The organism is Roseibium sp. RKSG952, assembly GCF_009711355.1.
The window spans coordinates 1-13,545 of the sequence record NZ_SMMF01000828.1 but is presented as its reverse complement, the minus strand read 5'-3'; the positions used below and the strand labels follow the sequence as shown (position 1 = coordinate 13,545).

Annotated in this window: 13 protein-coding genes; 3 read left to right on the top strand and 10 right to left on the bottom strand. The window is 60.3% G+C overall.

Translation table 11 applies throughout. The features are described 5' to 3' along the window. Nucleotides 1-138: 138 nt before the first annotated feature. The 10 genes from E1297_RS50770 to E1297_RS08920 all read right to left on the bottom strand — a co-directional run bounded on the left by E1297_RS50770 (nucleotide 139) and on the right by E1297_RS08920 (nucleotide 9,730). Nucleotides 139-273 carry a hypothetical protein gene (locus E1297_RS50770; RefSeq protein ID WP_256372706.1) on the bottom strand — a complete coding sequence of 45 codons (135 nt, stop codon included), beginning with the start codon at nucleotides 271-273 and terminating at the stop codon, nucleotides 139-141. A gap of 23 nt (nucleotides 274-296) precedes the next feature. Beyond that, nucleotides 297-923, bottom strand: coding sequence for an SCO family protein (locus E1297_RS08960; RefSeq protein ID WP_155136829.1), 627 nt, complete (start codon nucleotides 921-923; stop codon nucleotides 297-299). A gap of 7 nt (nucleotides 924-930) precedes the next feature. Then, nucleotides 931-1,461 carry a copper chaperone PCu(A)C gene (locus tag E1297_RS08955; RefSeq protein WP_155136826.1) on the bottom strand — a complete coding sequence of 177 codons (531 nt, stop codon included), beginning with the start codon at nucleotides 1,459-1,461 and terminating at the stop codon, nucleotides 931-933. A 50-nt stretch (nucleotides 1,462-1,511) separates the two neighbouring features. Further along, nucleotides 1,512-1,892 carry a hypothetical protein gene (locus E1297_RS08950; RefSeq protein ID WP_155136823.1) on the bottom strand — a complete coding sequence of 127 codons (381 nt, stop codon included), beginning with the start codon at nucleotides 1,890-1,892 and terminating at the stop codon, nucleotides 1,512-1,514. 78 nt (nucleotides 1,893-1,970) lie between these two features. Further along, nucleotides 1,971-3,386, bottom strand: coding sequence for an MFS transporter (locus tag E1297_RS08945; RefSeq protein ID WP_155136820.1), 1,416 nt, complete (start codon nucleotides 3,384-3,386; stop codon nucleotides 1,971-1,973). Between the two features lie 151 nt (nucleotides 3,387-3,537). Further along, nucleotides 3,538-5,448: a 1-deoxy-D-xylulose-5-phosphate synthase gene (gene dxs / locus E1297_RS08940; RefSeq protein ID WP_155136817.1), complete on the bottom strand. Its 1,911-nt coding sequence runs from the start codon at nucleotides 5,446-5,448 to the stop codon at nucleotides 3,538-3,540. A gap of 346 nt (nucleotides 5,449-5,794) precedes the next feature. Then, nucleotides 5,795-6,961 carry a helix-turn-helix transcriptional regulator gene (locus E1297_RS08935; RefSeq protein ID WP_155136814.1) on the bottom strand — a complete coding sequence of 389 codons (1,167 nt, stop codon included), beginning with the start codon at nucleotides 6,959-6,961 and terminating at the stop codon, nucleotides 5,795-5,797. Nucleotides 6,962-7,067: 106 nt separating this feature from the next. Then, a complete protein-coding gene (locus E1297_RS08930; RefSeq protein WP_155136811.1) occupies nucleotides 7,068-7,325 on the bottom strand; it encodes an exodeoxyribonuclease VII small subunit in 258 nt (85 codons plus the stop codon). A gap of 69 nt (nucleotides 7,326-7,394) precedes the next feature. Then, nucleotides 7,395-8,324 (bottom strand): histone deacetylase family protein, encoded by a 930-nt coding sequence (locus tag E1297_RS08925; RefSeq protein ID WP_155136808.1) that lies wholly within the window; start codon nucleotides 8,322-8,324, stop codon nucleotides 7,395-7,397. Between the two features lie 413 nt (nucleotides 8,325-8,737). Then, nucleotides 8,738-9,730: an L-threonylcarbamoyladenylate synthase gene (locus E1297_RS08920; RefSeq protein WP_155136805.1), complete on the bottom strand. Its 993-nt coding sequence runs from the start codon at nucleotides 9,728-9,730 to the stop codon at nucleotides 8,738-8,740. 230 nt (nucleotides 9,731-9,960) lie between these two features. On the opposite strand from E1297_RS08920, the gene E1297_RS08915 reads away from it, so the two are divergent. From E1297_RS08915 to E1297_RS08905, 3 genes are read left to right on the top strand one after another with little or no spacing between them, the layout of a single operon-like run. Beyond that, the gene (locus tag E1297_RS08915; protein ID WP_155136802.1) at nucleotides 9,961-11,742 is read left to right on the top strand and encodes an acyl-CoA dehydrogenase; all 1,782 of its coding nucleotides are present in this window, start codon (nucleotides 9,961-9,963) and stop codon (nucleotides 11,740-11,742) included. A 26-nt stretch (nucleotides 11,743-11,768) separates the two neighbouring features. Next, entirely contained in the window at nucleotides 11,769-12,509 is a 741-nt protein-coding gene (locus E1297_RS08910) for a crotonase/enoyl-CoA hydratase family protein (protein ID WP_155136799.1), read from the top strand. Nucleotides 12,510-12,532: 23 nt separating this feature from the next. Then, a complete protein-coding gene (locus E1297_RS08905) occupies nucleotides 12,533-13,402 on the top strand; it encodes an NAD(P)-dependent oxidoreductase (protein ID WP_155136796.1) in 870 nt (289 codons plus the stop codon). Nucleotides 13,403-13,545: the final 143 nt, after the last annotated feature.

Sequence of the window (13,545 nt, the reverse complement as noted above, 5' to 3'; positions counted from 1 at the left end):
AGATTGAGCAGCTTACATTGTGTTGCACTTTCCGCTTGAATTCACTGATGACGATCCTGTGAATGGTTTTCTGTGGCGGCAAAGTCCGTTCGACTTGATTGCGGCAATGCCCTTGCTGTCTGTTTTGTGCAACTGCCTTCAGAAGCACCCGGCGATGGCTGCCAGCATCTTGTCGACGAAGACCCGCTCGCCCGCACGCAACCACAACAGGCTGCCTGCCGCTATAAGCACCGCGGCACCGGCTGCCAGTCCTGCATAGAGCGCAAGGCGCATGAGCGGGTCTCTCCTTGAGGTCCTTACGAAGTCTGTTCCGCGTTGTCGATCAGGCGCCTGAGTTTCATCATGGCCGTGTCCTCGGACTCCTCATAGGCAATCGTGCCGACAAAGCGGTTGTCCTTGTCCATCAGGAAAACGACGGCCGAATGGTCCATGGTATAGTCGCCATCGTCAAGCGGAACCTTCCGGGAATAGACCCGATAGGCTTTCAGGGCTGCATCCACCTGTGCGGGGGATCCCGACAGGGCTTCGATCCGGTCGTCGAACACGGACACATAGTCGCCGATCACGTCCGGTGTGTCCCTTTCAGGATCGACCGTGATGAACGCATAATGCAGCTTGTCCGCATCGGGGCCGAGCTTTTCCATCCAGCCCTGAACTTCGGAAAGGGTGGTCGGGCACACGTCCGGACAGAAGGTAAAGCCGAAGAAGAAGACCTTGGGCTTGTCCGCGAAATCCTTGTCGGTCACGGTCTCGCCCTTGGCGTTGACCAGTTCAAACGGTCCGCCAATCGCCGAGATGGGGTCGACCAGAGCGTTGCCCTGATCCGGCCGGTTTGCCTGCTGATAGACAAGGGCACCCGACACGACCGCAAGGGCTGCAACCGCAGCCCAGGCTCCATAGCGTAGTAGTTTCAATCCAGACATGAGACCCTCAGTTGTTGCCGTGCCCGCTGTGACCGGTGGAATCGTGCTTCATGCTGCCATGCTTCATGCCGCCGTGATCCATTGATTTGGCGCCCATTTTTCCAACGGCAAGCTCAATGTCGACGTCTCCGGCGTTCTCGAAAGTCAGGGTCACGGGAATGGCCGTGCCTTCTTCAAAGCCTTCTGTCAGGCCCATGAACATGATGTGAAGCCCGCCCGGTTCGAGGGATACGGTTTCGCCTGCCGGGATTTCGATGCCGTTCTCAAGTTCCCGCATCTTCATGATACCATCTTCCACGGCCATTTCGTGGATTTCGACCCGGCCGGTGACGGGAGACGACACGCCAACAAGGCGGTCGGCACTGGATCCGGAATTGGTGATGGTCGCAAAACCGCCGCCTGCCTTGGCGCGGGGAGGCGTGGCACGGGTCCAGGTGTTTTCGATCGCCAGATCGCCATGGGTGACCGGGTCTGCCTGGGCAATGGACAGGGTGGCCAGCACGGCGGCGCCGGCGAGAACGGATTTCAGGAGTTTCATTTTTTGTCCTTCAAAGTGTCTTGATGATCGGGTGCTTGCCCGAACGCGGTTCAGGTGAAGGACGGGGGCGGCGCGCGGATCTGCCGGTACGTGGTGCTGTGTTGATCTGGCGCGGCAGTTGCAAATGGCACGGGCTGGCGCGCAACCCGCATCAAGCCGGGGGTGCCGGTGGTGGCGGATGCGGGACCTGCCGATGGAAACCCGTGAGGACAGGCCGGTCCGCATTCGCAAGTGGCGGGATCATGGCCGCGCGGCTGGGAGGGAAGGTCGGCTGACTGGGAGGGCAGGCACAACTGCCCTATTCCGGCGGCAACCGTTTCGGGAGCAAGCGCCAGACCGAGCATCATCAAGACAGCCCGGAACACCAAAGCATAGGCAGCCAGCACGGCGAGCGGCCTGCGCTCCCGGTAAAATGCTGATATTATTCCCATGCCCGGTTTCATGAGCGTCTTTTGATCATGAAAAACCGGTAAGGTCGAGGGACAAGACGCCGCAAGTCTGTCCGGTCCTCATTCTTTCTTGCCGTCAGTGGAATGAATGACGGCGTCGTGATCCGGCGCATCGAAGTCGGCGTCCTGTTCGTCCAGATCATCGCCGTCATCAACCAGAATGACCTCTTCCGTGATCTCTTCCGCTTCCGGGCTGTAGATCGGATCGTCATAGGCGGGAAACTCTTCCGGCGGGATCACGTTGTCGGCGTCCACATCCAGCGGTTCGGGCGAGATAACCGTACCGACCTGGGCCGTTGCGGCATATTCGAAGTCGGTTTTTTCATCCGGGGTCAGAGCACTGCGTGCATACAGACGAGTGAGTAGATAAATAACCAGAATGACCTCTACTACCACGACCATGATGTAAAGACCGCTCGGGCCAAAGTTTGCCATCAGGATCGATGCGGTAACCGGCCCGATAACTGAGCCTATGCCGAAGGATAGAAGAAGACCCGATGTTGTTTCAACGAAATCCTCTGGGGCCGCGTAGTCGAAGCCGTGCGCGGTCGCAATTGCGTATGCCGGTTGGGAAAACACTCCGACCAGTACTGCGAGTGCGGCCGCCATGTAAAATCCGGTCGGCGACAGCAGCACGATCATCAGGGATGCTATCGCGGTTAAGCCCCCAAGGCCTACCAGAACCAGACGCCGGTCTACCCGGTCAGACAAGCGACCGATCGGCCATTGTGCCAGAATACCGCCCGCCAGAATGGCTGCCGAGTAGATGGCGGCTTCTTGTGTCGAAAGACCTATCTGGGATCCGTAGAGCGCTGCCAGCGTCAACAAGGCTCCATTTGCAATCCCTACGAGCAGCACTCCAACAATGGCAGCAGGCGATTGCTTGTAAATTTTGATCGGCCTGAACTGGACAAGAGCGATCGGAGCAGGCTGCGTGGCGGTTGTCAGGGCAACCGGCACAACGGCAAGGCTTGCCGCAACCGACGCGATGGCATACGGCACGAAAGAACTGATGTCCATTACCGAGATAGACACCTGCCCGATCATTAGAGATCCGAACAGAACGACAATATACATGGACATAACCATGCCTCGATTGTCGTTTGTGGCGCGCTCGTTCAGCCAGCTTTCGGTTACCATGTAGAAGGCAGCTAGGCAGAAGCCGGAGATCAGGCGAAGTACGAACCAGGCTGTTGGATCCACGAAGATCGGATGGATGATTGCCGCAGCCGACATCAAGGAGACCATTGCGGCGTAGGCTCGGATATGTCCAGCGCGCATGATGACATGCGGTGCCCCGATGCACCCCAATACCATCCCGATAAAATATCCGGACGACATCAGGCCGATCTGCGTTTCGGTGAAGTCGGCTTGAGCTGCAGCGAGCGGCAGCAAGGTGGTCTGTATGCCGTAACCGAGAACGAGAACGAACACCGACAACAAAAGTGCGGAGATCGATGCGAGTATCTGTCTCAATGCGTGTTTCCCAGAATATTCGAGGTATTACCGGTCAGCGCAAAGCTCAGCCTACGCATTTCCTGCCGACCACGCTTCTCAGCGAAGATGGCAGGTGTCAATTCAATTTAATTGAAGTCTGTGATCAGCAGCGTTTGCGCAAAGCTGTGCGCTAGGCCCGGACCGTGTCTGACAGCGCCGGAGAGCCGAGTGCCTGAAAAACGGTTTTCAGGATACCGTCCTTGCTCAAGCCCGCTTCCCGGTACATGGCGTCGGGTTTGTCGTGATCAATGTAGATGTCGGGCAGGCACATGGTCCGGACCTTCAGTCCCGCATCAAGCAGACCGCGTTCCGCCAGAGCCGTCAGCACATGGCTGCCGAAGCCGCCAACCGAACCCTCCTCGACTGTGACAAGGACCTCGTGTTCGCGGGCAAGGCGGGTGATCAGGTCGATATCGAGCGGTTTTGCAAAGCGCGCATCGGCCACGGTTGTCGAAAGACCGGAGGCTTCCAGCTCTTCTGCCGCCAGCAGGCACTCCGCCATCCGGCTGCCGAAGGACAGCAGCGCGATCTTGGTGCCTTCCCGCCGGACAGCGCCCTTTCCGATCTCCAGAATGGTTCCGCGCTCTGGCAGGTCGAGCCCGACGCCTTCGCCACGCGGATAGCGGAACGAGATCGGCCCTTCGTCATAGGCCGCCGCAGTTGCGACCATGTGCCGGAGTTCGACTTCGTCGGCTGCTGCCATGACGACAAAACCGGGCAGGCAGCTCAGGAAGGCTGTGTCGAAAGCACCGGCATGGGTCGGTCCGTCCGCGCCCACCAGCCCGGCGCGGTCAATCGGGAAGCGGACCGGCAGGCCCTGGATGGCAACATCATGCACGACCTGGTCATAGGCACGTTGCAGGAAGGTCGAATAGATCGCGGCAAAGGGCTTGTAGCCCTCGGTTGCCATCCCTGCGGCGAAGGTCACGGCGTGCTGTTCGGCGATGCCGACGTCAAAGGTCCGCTCGGGAAATACCTCGCCAAAAAGGTTCAGGCCGGTTCCGTCCGGCATGGCGGCGGTGACCGCGACGATCTTGTCGTCTTCCTGCGCTTCGCGGATCAGGGACGTTCCGAAAACACCGGTATAGCTCGGCGCATTGGCCTTGGGCTTTGATTGCTTGCCGGTGACCACGTCGAATTTGGCAACGCCGTGGTATTTGTCCTTTGCGCCTTCGGCCGGCGCGTATCCCTTGCCCTTCTGGGTCACCGCGTGGATGAGGACCGGCCCCTGATGGGTGTCGCGGACATTCCTCAGGATCGGGAGCAGATGGTCGAGGTTGTGACCGTCGACCGGGCCGACATAATAAAAGCCGAGTTCCTCGAACATCGTGCCGCCGGTCCAGAACCCGCGGGCAAACTCTTCCGCCCGTGCGGCCTTTTCCTGCAAGGGGCGGGGCAGGGTCTTGGCGATGGACTTGGCCGCATCGCGGAAGGTCTTGTACGTCTTGCCGGAAACCAGTCTTGCAAGATAGGCGGACATCGCACCGACCGGTGGTGCAATCGACATGTCATTATCGTTCAGGATGACGATCAGGCGGGACCCGGTCGCCCCCGCATTGTTCATCGCTTCATAGGCCATGCCGGCAGACATCGCGCCGTCGCCGATCACTGCGATGACGTTGTTGTCACCGTCCGACAAATCCCGGGCGACGGCCATGCCGAGCCCGGCGGAGATCGACGTCGAGGAATGGGCGGCGCCGAAAGGGTCGTACTCGCTTTCCGCACGTTTGGTGAAGCCCGACAGGCCATTGCCCTGCCGCAGCGTTCTGATCCGGTCCCGCCGGGCGGTCAGGATCTTGTGCGGATAGCACTGGTGGCCGACATCCCAGATCAGCCGGTCGTCGGGTGTGTTGAAGATGTAATGAATGGCAACGGTCAGTTCGACGACGCCCAGGCCCGCACCGAGATGTCCGCCGGTGATGGAAACCGCATCAATCATTTCCGCCCGCAATTCGTCGGCCAGCTGCCGAAGGTCGCTTTCAGGCAGATTGCGCAAATCGGATGGGGTGGTTACGCGATCGAGAAGGGGGGTATCCGGCATGGATGTCACGCTGAGGTCGTCTCCGTACAATAGTGTCGGGCACGCTTACACGATGCGCATGTAGGGCGCAAATCGTGAAACGTCAGTGCGGCACTGTAGCCCTCCCGTTATGGGGGTATTTTTACATAGGCCGATGCAATTTTTGGTTTCAGGTTCAAAAAAAAGGAAAAAGTCACCCAGTTGGGTGATGCATTCGCGCGAGAAGTGTCATAGCACATACACGTGGTCGATGGGGCCACGTGCACAGTGATCAACTAGGGCCGCTTTTGCGGCCCTTTTTTTGTCTGGGGGCGCGTGTGGTCGGGTTATGCCGGGAAGCGGGCCTTCCTGATTACGGCGTGTCCTGTCAGAACAGGCGGCCAAGCTCATGGACCAGACGCGCAAGTTCAAGTTGTGACTGGGCGCCGGTCTTTTCGTAAATCCGCCGCAAATGGGTTTTGGCGGTGTTTCGCTTGATGCTCAGATGCGCCAGTGTCTCCTGCATTGACCCCGTGGCACTCAGATGAAAGGCCAGTTCGGCCTCCTTGCCGGACAAGCCGAAACGGTCGGACAGCACATGGGTGACGGTTTCCGGGGCCGGAGCCTGTTCGCGGAGTTCAATCAGGATGTGCGCCAAGCGAGGGCGGCTGTCGCTTTCCGGTGCCGCAACGCCCTTGATGCGGATATGAGACGCCCGCCGGTTGTCCTGATGAATGAAGACCGATCTGCTCGAGGTCAGGGTATCGCCGAGCTCGTCCCGCTCCTGCAGCATTTGCGAAATGTCTTCTGAAACCGAAATCAGCGCCTGCTCGATGTGCTTGTCTTTGGAAACCAGCCGCCCGCTGTGCTCATCGAACAGGGGCTGCAGCCGTTCGGGAAGCAGGCTACCCGATGCCGGCTGAACGAGTTTGAAATTGCGGTCGAGCACAATCGAGGCGGTGTCCTGGTTGTCCATGACAAGATGCAGGGCGTGCCGCAGCTGGGCTGCATTTTCCATTTTGTCCTGAACATTCAGGGACAGGAGGATCGCACGGGCGAGCCGTTGAAACGGCGGCGACAGTTTCTGCGGCTGTGCGCTCGCAATGGCCATGCCCGGGAAGAGGCAGCCGAACAGGATGACCCGGTGCCCGGTCCGGATCAGCGGACAGATCAGGCCGGGCCAGGTGCGCAAATCGTTGACGTCCGGCTTGTCTGACACGTCATGAAGCATTTCCGCGCCCTCAAGTGCAAAGGCCAGAAGATTGGCCTTGCAATAAGGGTAGCTCAACGAGGCATCATGCAGGAGAAATGACAGCGCTGTCTTGCTGCCTTCCGTCTTGATCGTGCTCAGAAAGTCGATCAGTTCGGCAGCCTTTTCCGGGCCGCAATAACGACCGGTATGGTGGTCATACCGGTCGAACTCCAACAGGTAGAGTCTTGAGTTCGCGATCCGTTCGGCCTGGGAGAGGACATCGTTCCAGCGGTCATGTTGCAGCATGCAATCATGCACATTCTCGAGGATTCGAAATTCGTCCTGTGTCGTTAGCTCGAACATGGTCAGAGTTTTTCGAAAACTGGGGCCGAAGGCAACGGAAAACGACGCTTATTGAGATAAATATCGAGGATCTGTTTTTCTTCGTAAATAACACTTATGTCGGCAATCAGCTCTCCGGATCGAGAGCAACCGTACCCGACGGCTGACCGTCCTGTCCCAACTGGATTTTCTCCACCTTGGCTTCCGCGGACTTCAGGAGCTTGTCGCAATGCTGGCGCAGGGTGGCCCCCCGCTCGTAAATCTCGATGCTGCGTTCCAGCGGGACATTGCCCTGCTCGAGTTCGCGCACGATCGTTTCCAGCTGTTTGAGGGCTTCTTCGAACGACAGGGTGGATATATCGGTCTGTTTATCGGAATTCGTCATGAGAATTCGGGTATGTCCACTTGGGGTTGATGTGGTCCGGCAAATGCGGGCGGCGGCAATTGGCCCCGCCTATGCGTCCATAAGCGTGAGCAGGTGGGCTGCAACGGATCTTGCCAGCCCTTCCAAGTCGTACCCGCCCTCCAGCAGTGACACAACCCGGCCATCGCAATGCTTGTCGGAAATCTCCATCAGAGCCCGTGTTGCCCACGCGAAATCCGTCTCGGTCAGGTTCAGGCCGCCGAGCGGGTCGCGGGCATGGGCGTCAAAACCCGCCGATATGATCACAAGATCCGGTTCGAAGCCCGAGAGCCGCGGCAAAATGACGGCGTCCATGGCTTCGCGGAACTCGGCGCCGCCGCTGCCCGGGTCAAGCGGCGCATTGACAATGGTCCCGGCATCGCCGGTTTCGTCGGCGGCACCCGAGCCCGGATAAAGCGGCATCTGGTGTGTCGAGCAGTACATCACGGTCGGGTCCGACCAGAAGATGTCCTGGGTGCCATTGCCGTGGTGGACGTCGAAATCCACGATGGCCACCCGGTCAAATCCGTGGACCTTTTGTGCATAGCGCGCGGCGACGGCCGCGTTGTTGAAGAAGCAGAAGCCCATTGCCCGGTCTTTTTCCGCATGGTGCCCGGGTGGGCGGGAGGCGGAAAACGCGTTCTTGACGGTCTTTGATACGACTTCGTCGACGGCCCGGCAGGCGCCGCCGACACCACGAAGCGCGGCCTCCCATGTGCCTGGCGACATGGTGGTATCTGCATCAACACGCGCAAGCCCTTCATCGGGCGCCAGATTGTGCAGCATGTCGACATAGGCCATCGGGTGGGCACGGGCGATGTCTTCCAGCGCTCCGACCGGCGCAAGATCGCGTTCCAGAGCCTGAAACTTCTCGTGTTCGAGGATGCGATCAATGGCCCTTAACCGGTCGGGGCGTTCGGGGTGCCCGACCGGGGTCAGGTGGTCCAGATAGGACGTGTGGTGAAGAAGAAGGGTCGACAAGATGGGCTCTGCGGTAGAGTGAAAGGAAGCGCCTCATCTGACTGCGCGCGCAACAGGCTGTCAATGCGTGCAAAACCGCAATTCGGATCAAGCTGCAAGCGGGAAGACTTGCAGGGCGTGATATGTGATACCGGATCCGGGTTTGCGGCAACAGTCAGGCGCGAAGTTCAATTTGCCGCAGAAGAAAGGGCCTGACCACTTGGGTCAAGCCCCTGGAAGGTGCGGGTTCTCAAGAACCCGTGGGGAGGTCCGCTGCATCTGGTTCCGCAAGGGTATCTGATTCTTGACCAGACAGCCGGGCTAAATCGGTCCCGGCTTGAAAATCGTGCCGATTGTTGCGCGCTGTCCACAAGCCTTGTTGCTTTTGACGTGGTTTGGCTGCCTTTGTGACGAATTCTTGTGCAGAAATTTGGTTAGCGCGGCGCTGCAGCGCGCCTGAGACGGTCGTTGATCGCTTCGCCCAAGCCAGAGTTCGGAACACTCTGGGCCCTGATGGTGCTTGCACCCGTGGCGTCGAGGCGCCTGAGATGGCTGAACAGATTTGCTGCCGCTTCGCGCAAATCGCCGGTTTCGCTCAAGTTCAGGCAAAGCCGCGCGGCAGACGCGTTCGCGGGCAGCGTTGCGCCAAAGGCCAGCAATGCATCGCCGGGCTCGATATGATCTGCGTTTAAGACAAGTTTGGCTGCCGGTGCGTAGTGGGACGTCAGCATGCCGGGTGCTTGCGGGTTGGTGTCGTTCGACGCCGGTCCGCTCGATAACGGCAGGTCTGCGAGCACCTTCTGAAGGGCGGCCCGTTCCACGCCGCCAGCCCGCAACAGCCGGACGCTGCCATCGACCACGGAGACAATGGTGGATTCAACGCCAACAGGGCAGGGGCCGGCATCGATCAGGAACCGGAGGTCCCCGCCGAGATCGTCGGCCACATCCTGCGCCCGGGTGGGGCTGATCTTGCCGGACTTGTTGGCGCTGGGGGCTGCGATCGGCCGTCCGGTTTCTTGCGCCATGAACCGCATGACGGGACCAGCGGGAACCCGGAGCGCCAAGGTGTCCAGCCCGGCCGTCACCAGATCGCAGACGGGCGAGCCGGGTTTCCGGGGCACAACGATGGTGAGCGGCCCCGGCCAGAAGGCTTGGGCGAGCTTTCTGGCCGTGGCATCGAACACCCCGTGACGTTCGGCAGTTTCAAGACAATCCACATGGCTGATCAGCGGATTGAACTGCGGGCGGCCCTTGACTTCGAAAATCCGCGCACAAGCTTGCGGGTTGGTGGCATCGGCCGCGAGCCCGTAGACAGTCTCTGTCGGAATGGCGACAAGCTCCCCGGACAACAGGGCGCGGGACATCTGCCCGGCTTGCCGGTCCGTGTTCCAGCCGTGATCACGGGAGTCGATTGTCCACCGCTGCATTGATATGCTCCCAGGTGCCCAGAACTGCGCTGGGGACAAAAAAACGCGGGCCTGCCGCAGGGATACGACTTGACGTTTACGTAAACTGAGGTATCGTCCAGCCAAACTGAATTTGGTTGCGCCTTTTGGGCTCGAACGGGCCATCCGTCAAGAGAACGGGACGTAACTGCGAACAAGACCGCGCCACATATTGCAGAAGCGCGCTCACACAATGGTCAGGGAGGACCTCCATGTACCGTGCACCACTCGATGAAATTTCCTTCACGCTGAAATCCGTCAGCGGCCTGCCCGAATTGCAAGCGCTTGAGGCCTGCTCGGAACTCAGCGACGACCTCGTGGATGCCATCCTCAACGAGGCCGGACGGTTCGCGGCAGAAGAAATCGCGCCGCTCAACGCCATTGCCGACCGTCACGGCACGCCGCTGTCGGACGGCGTTGTGACGACGCCTCCGGGCTGGAAAGACCTGTACCACAACTGGATCTCCGGCGGCTGGAACGGCCTGAGCGCCGATCCGGAACATGGCGGGCAGGGCCTGCCGCAGATGCTGTCCATGGCCGTCATGGAAATGTGGAATGCCGGGTCCATCGCCTTCTCGCTCTGCCCGACCCTGACCATCGGGGCGGTCGAAGCGCTTGAGCATCACGCTTCGGATGCGCTCAAGGCCACATATCTGGAAAAGATGATCTCCGGCGAATGGACCGGAACCATGAACCTGACCGAGCCGCAGGCAGGGTCCGATCTCAATGCCCTGAAGACCCGCGCCGAGCGTGCCGATGACGGCACCTACCGGATCTTCGGCCAGAAGATCTTCATCACCTACGGCGAACACGACATGACCGACAACATCATTCATCTGGTGTTGGCGCGCTTGCCGGATGCGCCCGAAGGCACGCGCGGCATTTCCCTGTTCGTGGTGCCGAAGTTCCTGGTCAACGAGGACGGGTCGCTGGGCGCGCGCAACGATGTCCGCTGTGCCGGTGTCGAGCACAAGCTCGGCATCCACGGCTCCCCGACCTGCACCATGGCCTATGGCGACGAGGGCGGCGCCATCGGCTGGCTTGTTGGTGAGGAAAACCGCGGGCTTGCCTGCATGTTCACCATGATGAACAATGCCCGCCTGAATGTCGGCGTTCAGGGGCTTGGCGTTGCCGAGCGGGCGACACAGGACGCCCAGACCTATGCGCTGGACCGCAAGCAGGGCCAGCTTGCGGGTCAGAAAGACAAGACGATGGTTTCCATCGCCCATCATCCGGACATCAAGCGCACGCTTCTGGGCATGAAGACGCGGACACAGATTGCGCGCGCCATCTGTTATGCTTGTGCCCATGCGCTCGACATGGCCAAGTTTTCCGATGACCCGGACAAGAAGAAGTTCTGGACCGAGCGCGGCGCCTTGCTGACGCCGATTGCCAAGTCGCTGTCGACGGATTTCGGCTGTGAAGTCGCCTCCATGGGGGTTCAGATCCATGGCGGGATGGGCTTCATCGAGGAGACGGGTGCTGCCCAGCACATGCGTGATGCCCGCATCACCCCGATCTACGAGGGCACCAACGGCATACAGGCAATCGACCTTGTGATGCGCAAGCTGCCGCTGTCGGGTGGCGAACATGTGGCTGCCTTCATCTCCGAACTGCGTGACACCATTCGCGAGGTGTCTGCCTCCAACCGGCCGGACTTCGGCCTGACTGCCCAGCAGCTGAGCCGCGCGGTCGACGATCTGGAAACCGCCACCGACTGGATGCTGACGGCGCAGCGCGACGGCCGGGCGGCCGAAGCCCTGTCGGGGGCAACGCCTTACCTGCGTCTGGCCGGTCTGGCGCTTGGCGGTGTGCTGCTTGCCAGGGGCGCGCTGAAGTCCGATCAGGAAAACCGCAAGGCCTATGACCAGCGGATGCTGATGGCGCGCAGCTTTGCCGCAACGCTGCTCAACGAGACGGCCTGCCTGAAGGACGACGTCGTCGGCTCGGCCGAGATGATCCTGGCATTCGATCCGGAAGCGCTCGCGTCCTGACACATAAACACTTGGGGAGACCAAACATGATCACCTTGTCCATGGAGGAGGGCGTCAGGATCCTGCGTCTTGACCGTCCGGAGAAGAAAAACGCGCTGACCACCGACATGTATTCGGCGCTTGCCGAAGCACTGGAAAGCGGCAATCACGACGACCAGATCCGTTGTCAGGTGATCTGCGGCCATGATGGCGCGTTCACCAGCGGCAACGATGTCGGCGACTTCCTTAAAAACGCCGGCAACATGGGCGAGGATGCGCCCGTTGTCCGGTTCCTGCGTGCACTTGTCGGCAACCAGAAGCCGCTTGTGGCCTCTGTCAACGGCATTGCCTTTGGTGTCGGCGCAACCCTGCTGCTTCATTGCGACATGGTCTTTGCCTCGCCGCAATCGGTGATCCGCTCGCCGTTTGTCGATCTCGGCCTGATCCCGGAAGCCGGATCGACCCTGCTCGGGCCGCAGACCATGGGCTACCAGAAGGCGTTTGAACTGTTGATCGCGGGCCGCCCGTTCCCGGCGCAAAAGGCCTATGAGGCCGGTCTCGTCAACGAGGTGGTCGAGGATGTCGACGCGGCAGCGATTGCCTGCGCCAAGGAGATCGCCGCCAAGCCGCCGCAGGCGATGAAGCTGGCGCGCGACTTCATGCGCGGCGATGTGGACGCGTTGGCCAGGCGGGTCGACGACGAAGCAAAGGTGTTTGCCGAGCGGCTGACATCGAAGGAGACCATTACGGCCTTCACGAATTTCATGACCAAAAAGGCGAAAGTCTGAATTCTTAAAAAGGGAGTGAGTACATGGACCTCAAAGGAAAGACGCTTTTCATCACCGGTGCATCGCGCGGGATCGGCAAGGCGATTGCCCTGCGTGCGGCCCGGGACGGCGCCAACATTGCGATTGCGGCCAAGACCGCCGAACCGCATCCGAAGCTGGAAGGCACCATCTACACGGCGGCTGAGGAAATCGAGGCGGCCGGTGGCAAGGCCCTGCCGCTGGTGCTTGACGTGCGCGACGACGTCGCCGTCAAGGAAGCCATCGACAAGACCGCGGAAACCTTCGGTGGTCTCGACATCCTGGTGAACAACGCCAGCGCGATCCAGATCACCCCGGTGGCGCACACCGACATGAAGCGTTTCGATCTGATGCACCAGATCAACACGCGCGGCACGCTTGCCTGCTCCAAGCATGCGATCGAGCACCTGAAGAAGTCCGACAACCCGCATATCCTGATGCTGTCGCCCCCGCTCGACATGCAGCAGAAGTGGTTTGCGGCCCACACGCCCTACTCCATCGCCAAATACGGCATGAGCCTTGTGGTGCTGGGTCTGTCGGGTGAGCTGAAGCCGAAGGGGGTCGCCGTCAACGCCCTGTGGCCGCGCACGACCATTGCAACGGCAGCGGTCAAGAACGTGCTCGGTGGCGACAAGATGGTCAGCCAGAGCCGGACGCCGGACATTCTGGCGGATGCGGCTTACGAAATCTTCACGACGCCGTCGCGCGAGCTGACCGGTCAGTTCCTGATCGACGACAACTTCCTGTTCGAGCGCGGCGAGCGCGACTTCGACAAGTACCGCGTCGACCCGACCCAAACCCTGATGCCGGACTTCTTCGTGCCCGACGACATCAAGGCCCCGGTCGACCTCGGCCCGGTCAAGGCCAGCGCCTGATTTTTAAAAGCGCACGTGACGTGACACCATGAAAGCGGGCCGCCGGCAGGGATGCTGGCGGCCTGTTTTTTTGGGGGGGGGGAGGCGCAATGCGAATGGTGCAAGGCCGTGCTGATTTCCAATGGTATCGGGGTTTATACTGT

Bases quoted from the DNA above. Each gene is read 5' to 3' on its own strand.
- E1297_RS08950 (WP_155136823.1), bottom strand. From the start codon at position 1,892: ATGGGAATAATATCAGCATTTTACCGGGAGCGCAGGCCGCTCGCCGTG.
- E1297_RS08960 (WP_155136829.1), bottom strand. From the start codon at position 923: ATGTCTGGATTGAAACTACTACGCTATGGAGCCTGGGCTGCGGTTGCA.
- E1297_RS08955 (WP_155136826.1), bottom strand. From the start codon at position 1,461: ATGAAACTCCTGAAATCCGTTCTCGCCGGCGCCGCCGTGCTGGCCACC.
- E1297_RS50770 (WP_256372706.1), bottom strand. From the start codon at position 273: ATGCGCCTTGCGCTCTATGCAGGACTGGCAGCCGGTGCCGCGGTGCTT.
- E1297_RS08915 (WP_155136802.1), top strand. From the start codon at position 9,961: ATGTACCGTGCACCACTCGATGAAATTTCCTTCACGCTGAAATCCGTC.
- E1297_RS08935 (WP_155136814.1), bottom strand. From the start codon at position 6,961: ATGTTCGAGCTAACGACACAGGACGAATTTCGAATCCTCGAGAATGTG.
- E1297_RS08920 (WP_155136805.1), bottom strand. From the start codon at position 9,730: ATGCAGCGGTGGACAATCGACTCCCGTGATCACGGCTGGAACACGGAC.
- E1297_RS08905 (WP_155136796.1), top strand. From the start codon at position 12,533: ATGGACCTCAAAGGAAAGACGCTTTTCATCACCGGTGCATCGCGCGGG.
- E1297_RS08930 (WP_155136811.1), bottom strand. From the start codon at position 7,325: ATGACGAATTCCGATAAACAGACCGATATATCCACCCTGTCGTTCGAA.
- E1297_RS08910 (WP_155136799.1), top strand. From the start codon at position 11,769: ATGATCACCTTGTCCATGGAGGAGGGCGTCAGGATCCTGCGTCTTGAC.
- dxs (WP_155136817.1), bottom strand. From the start codon at position 5,448: ATGCCGGATACCCCCCTTCTCGATCGCGTAACCACCCCATCCGATTTG.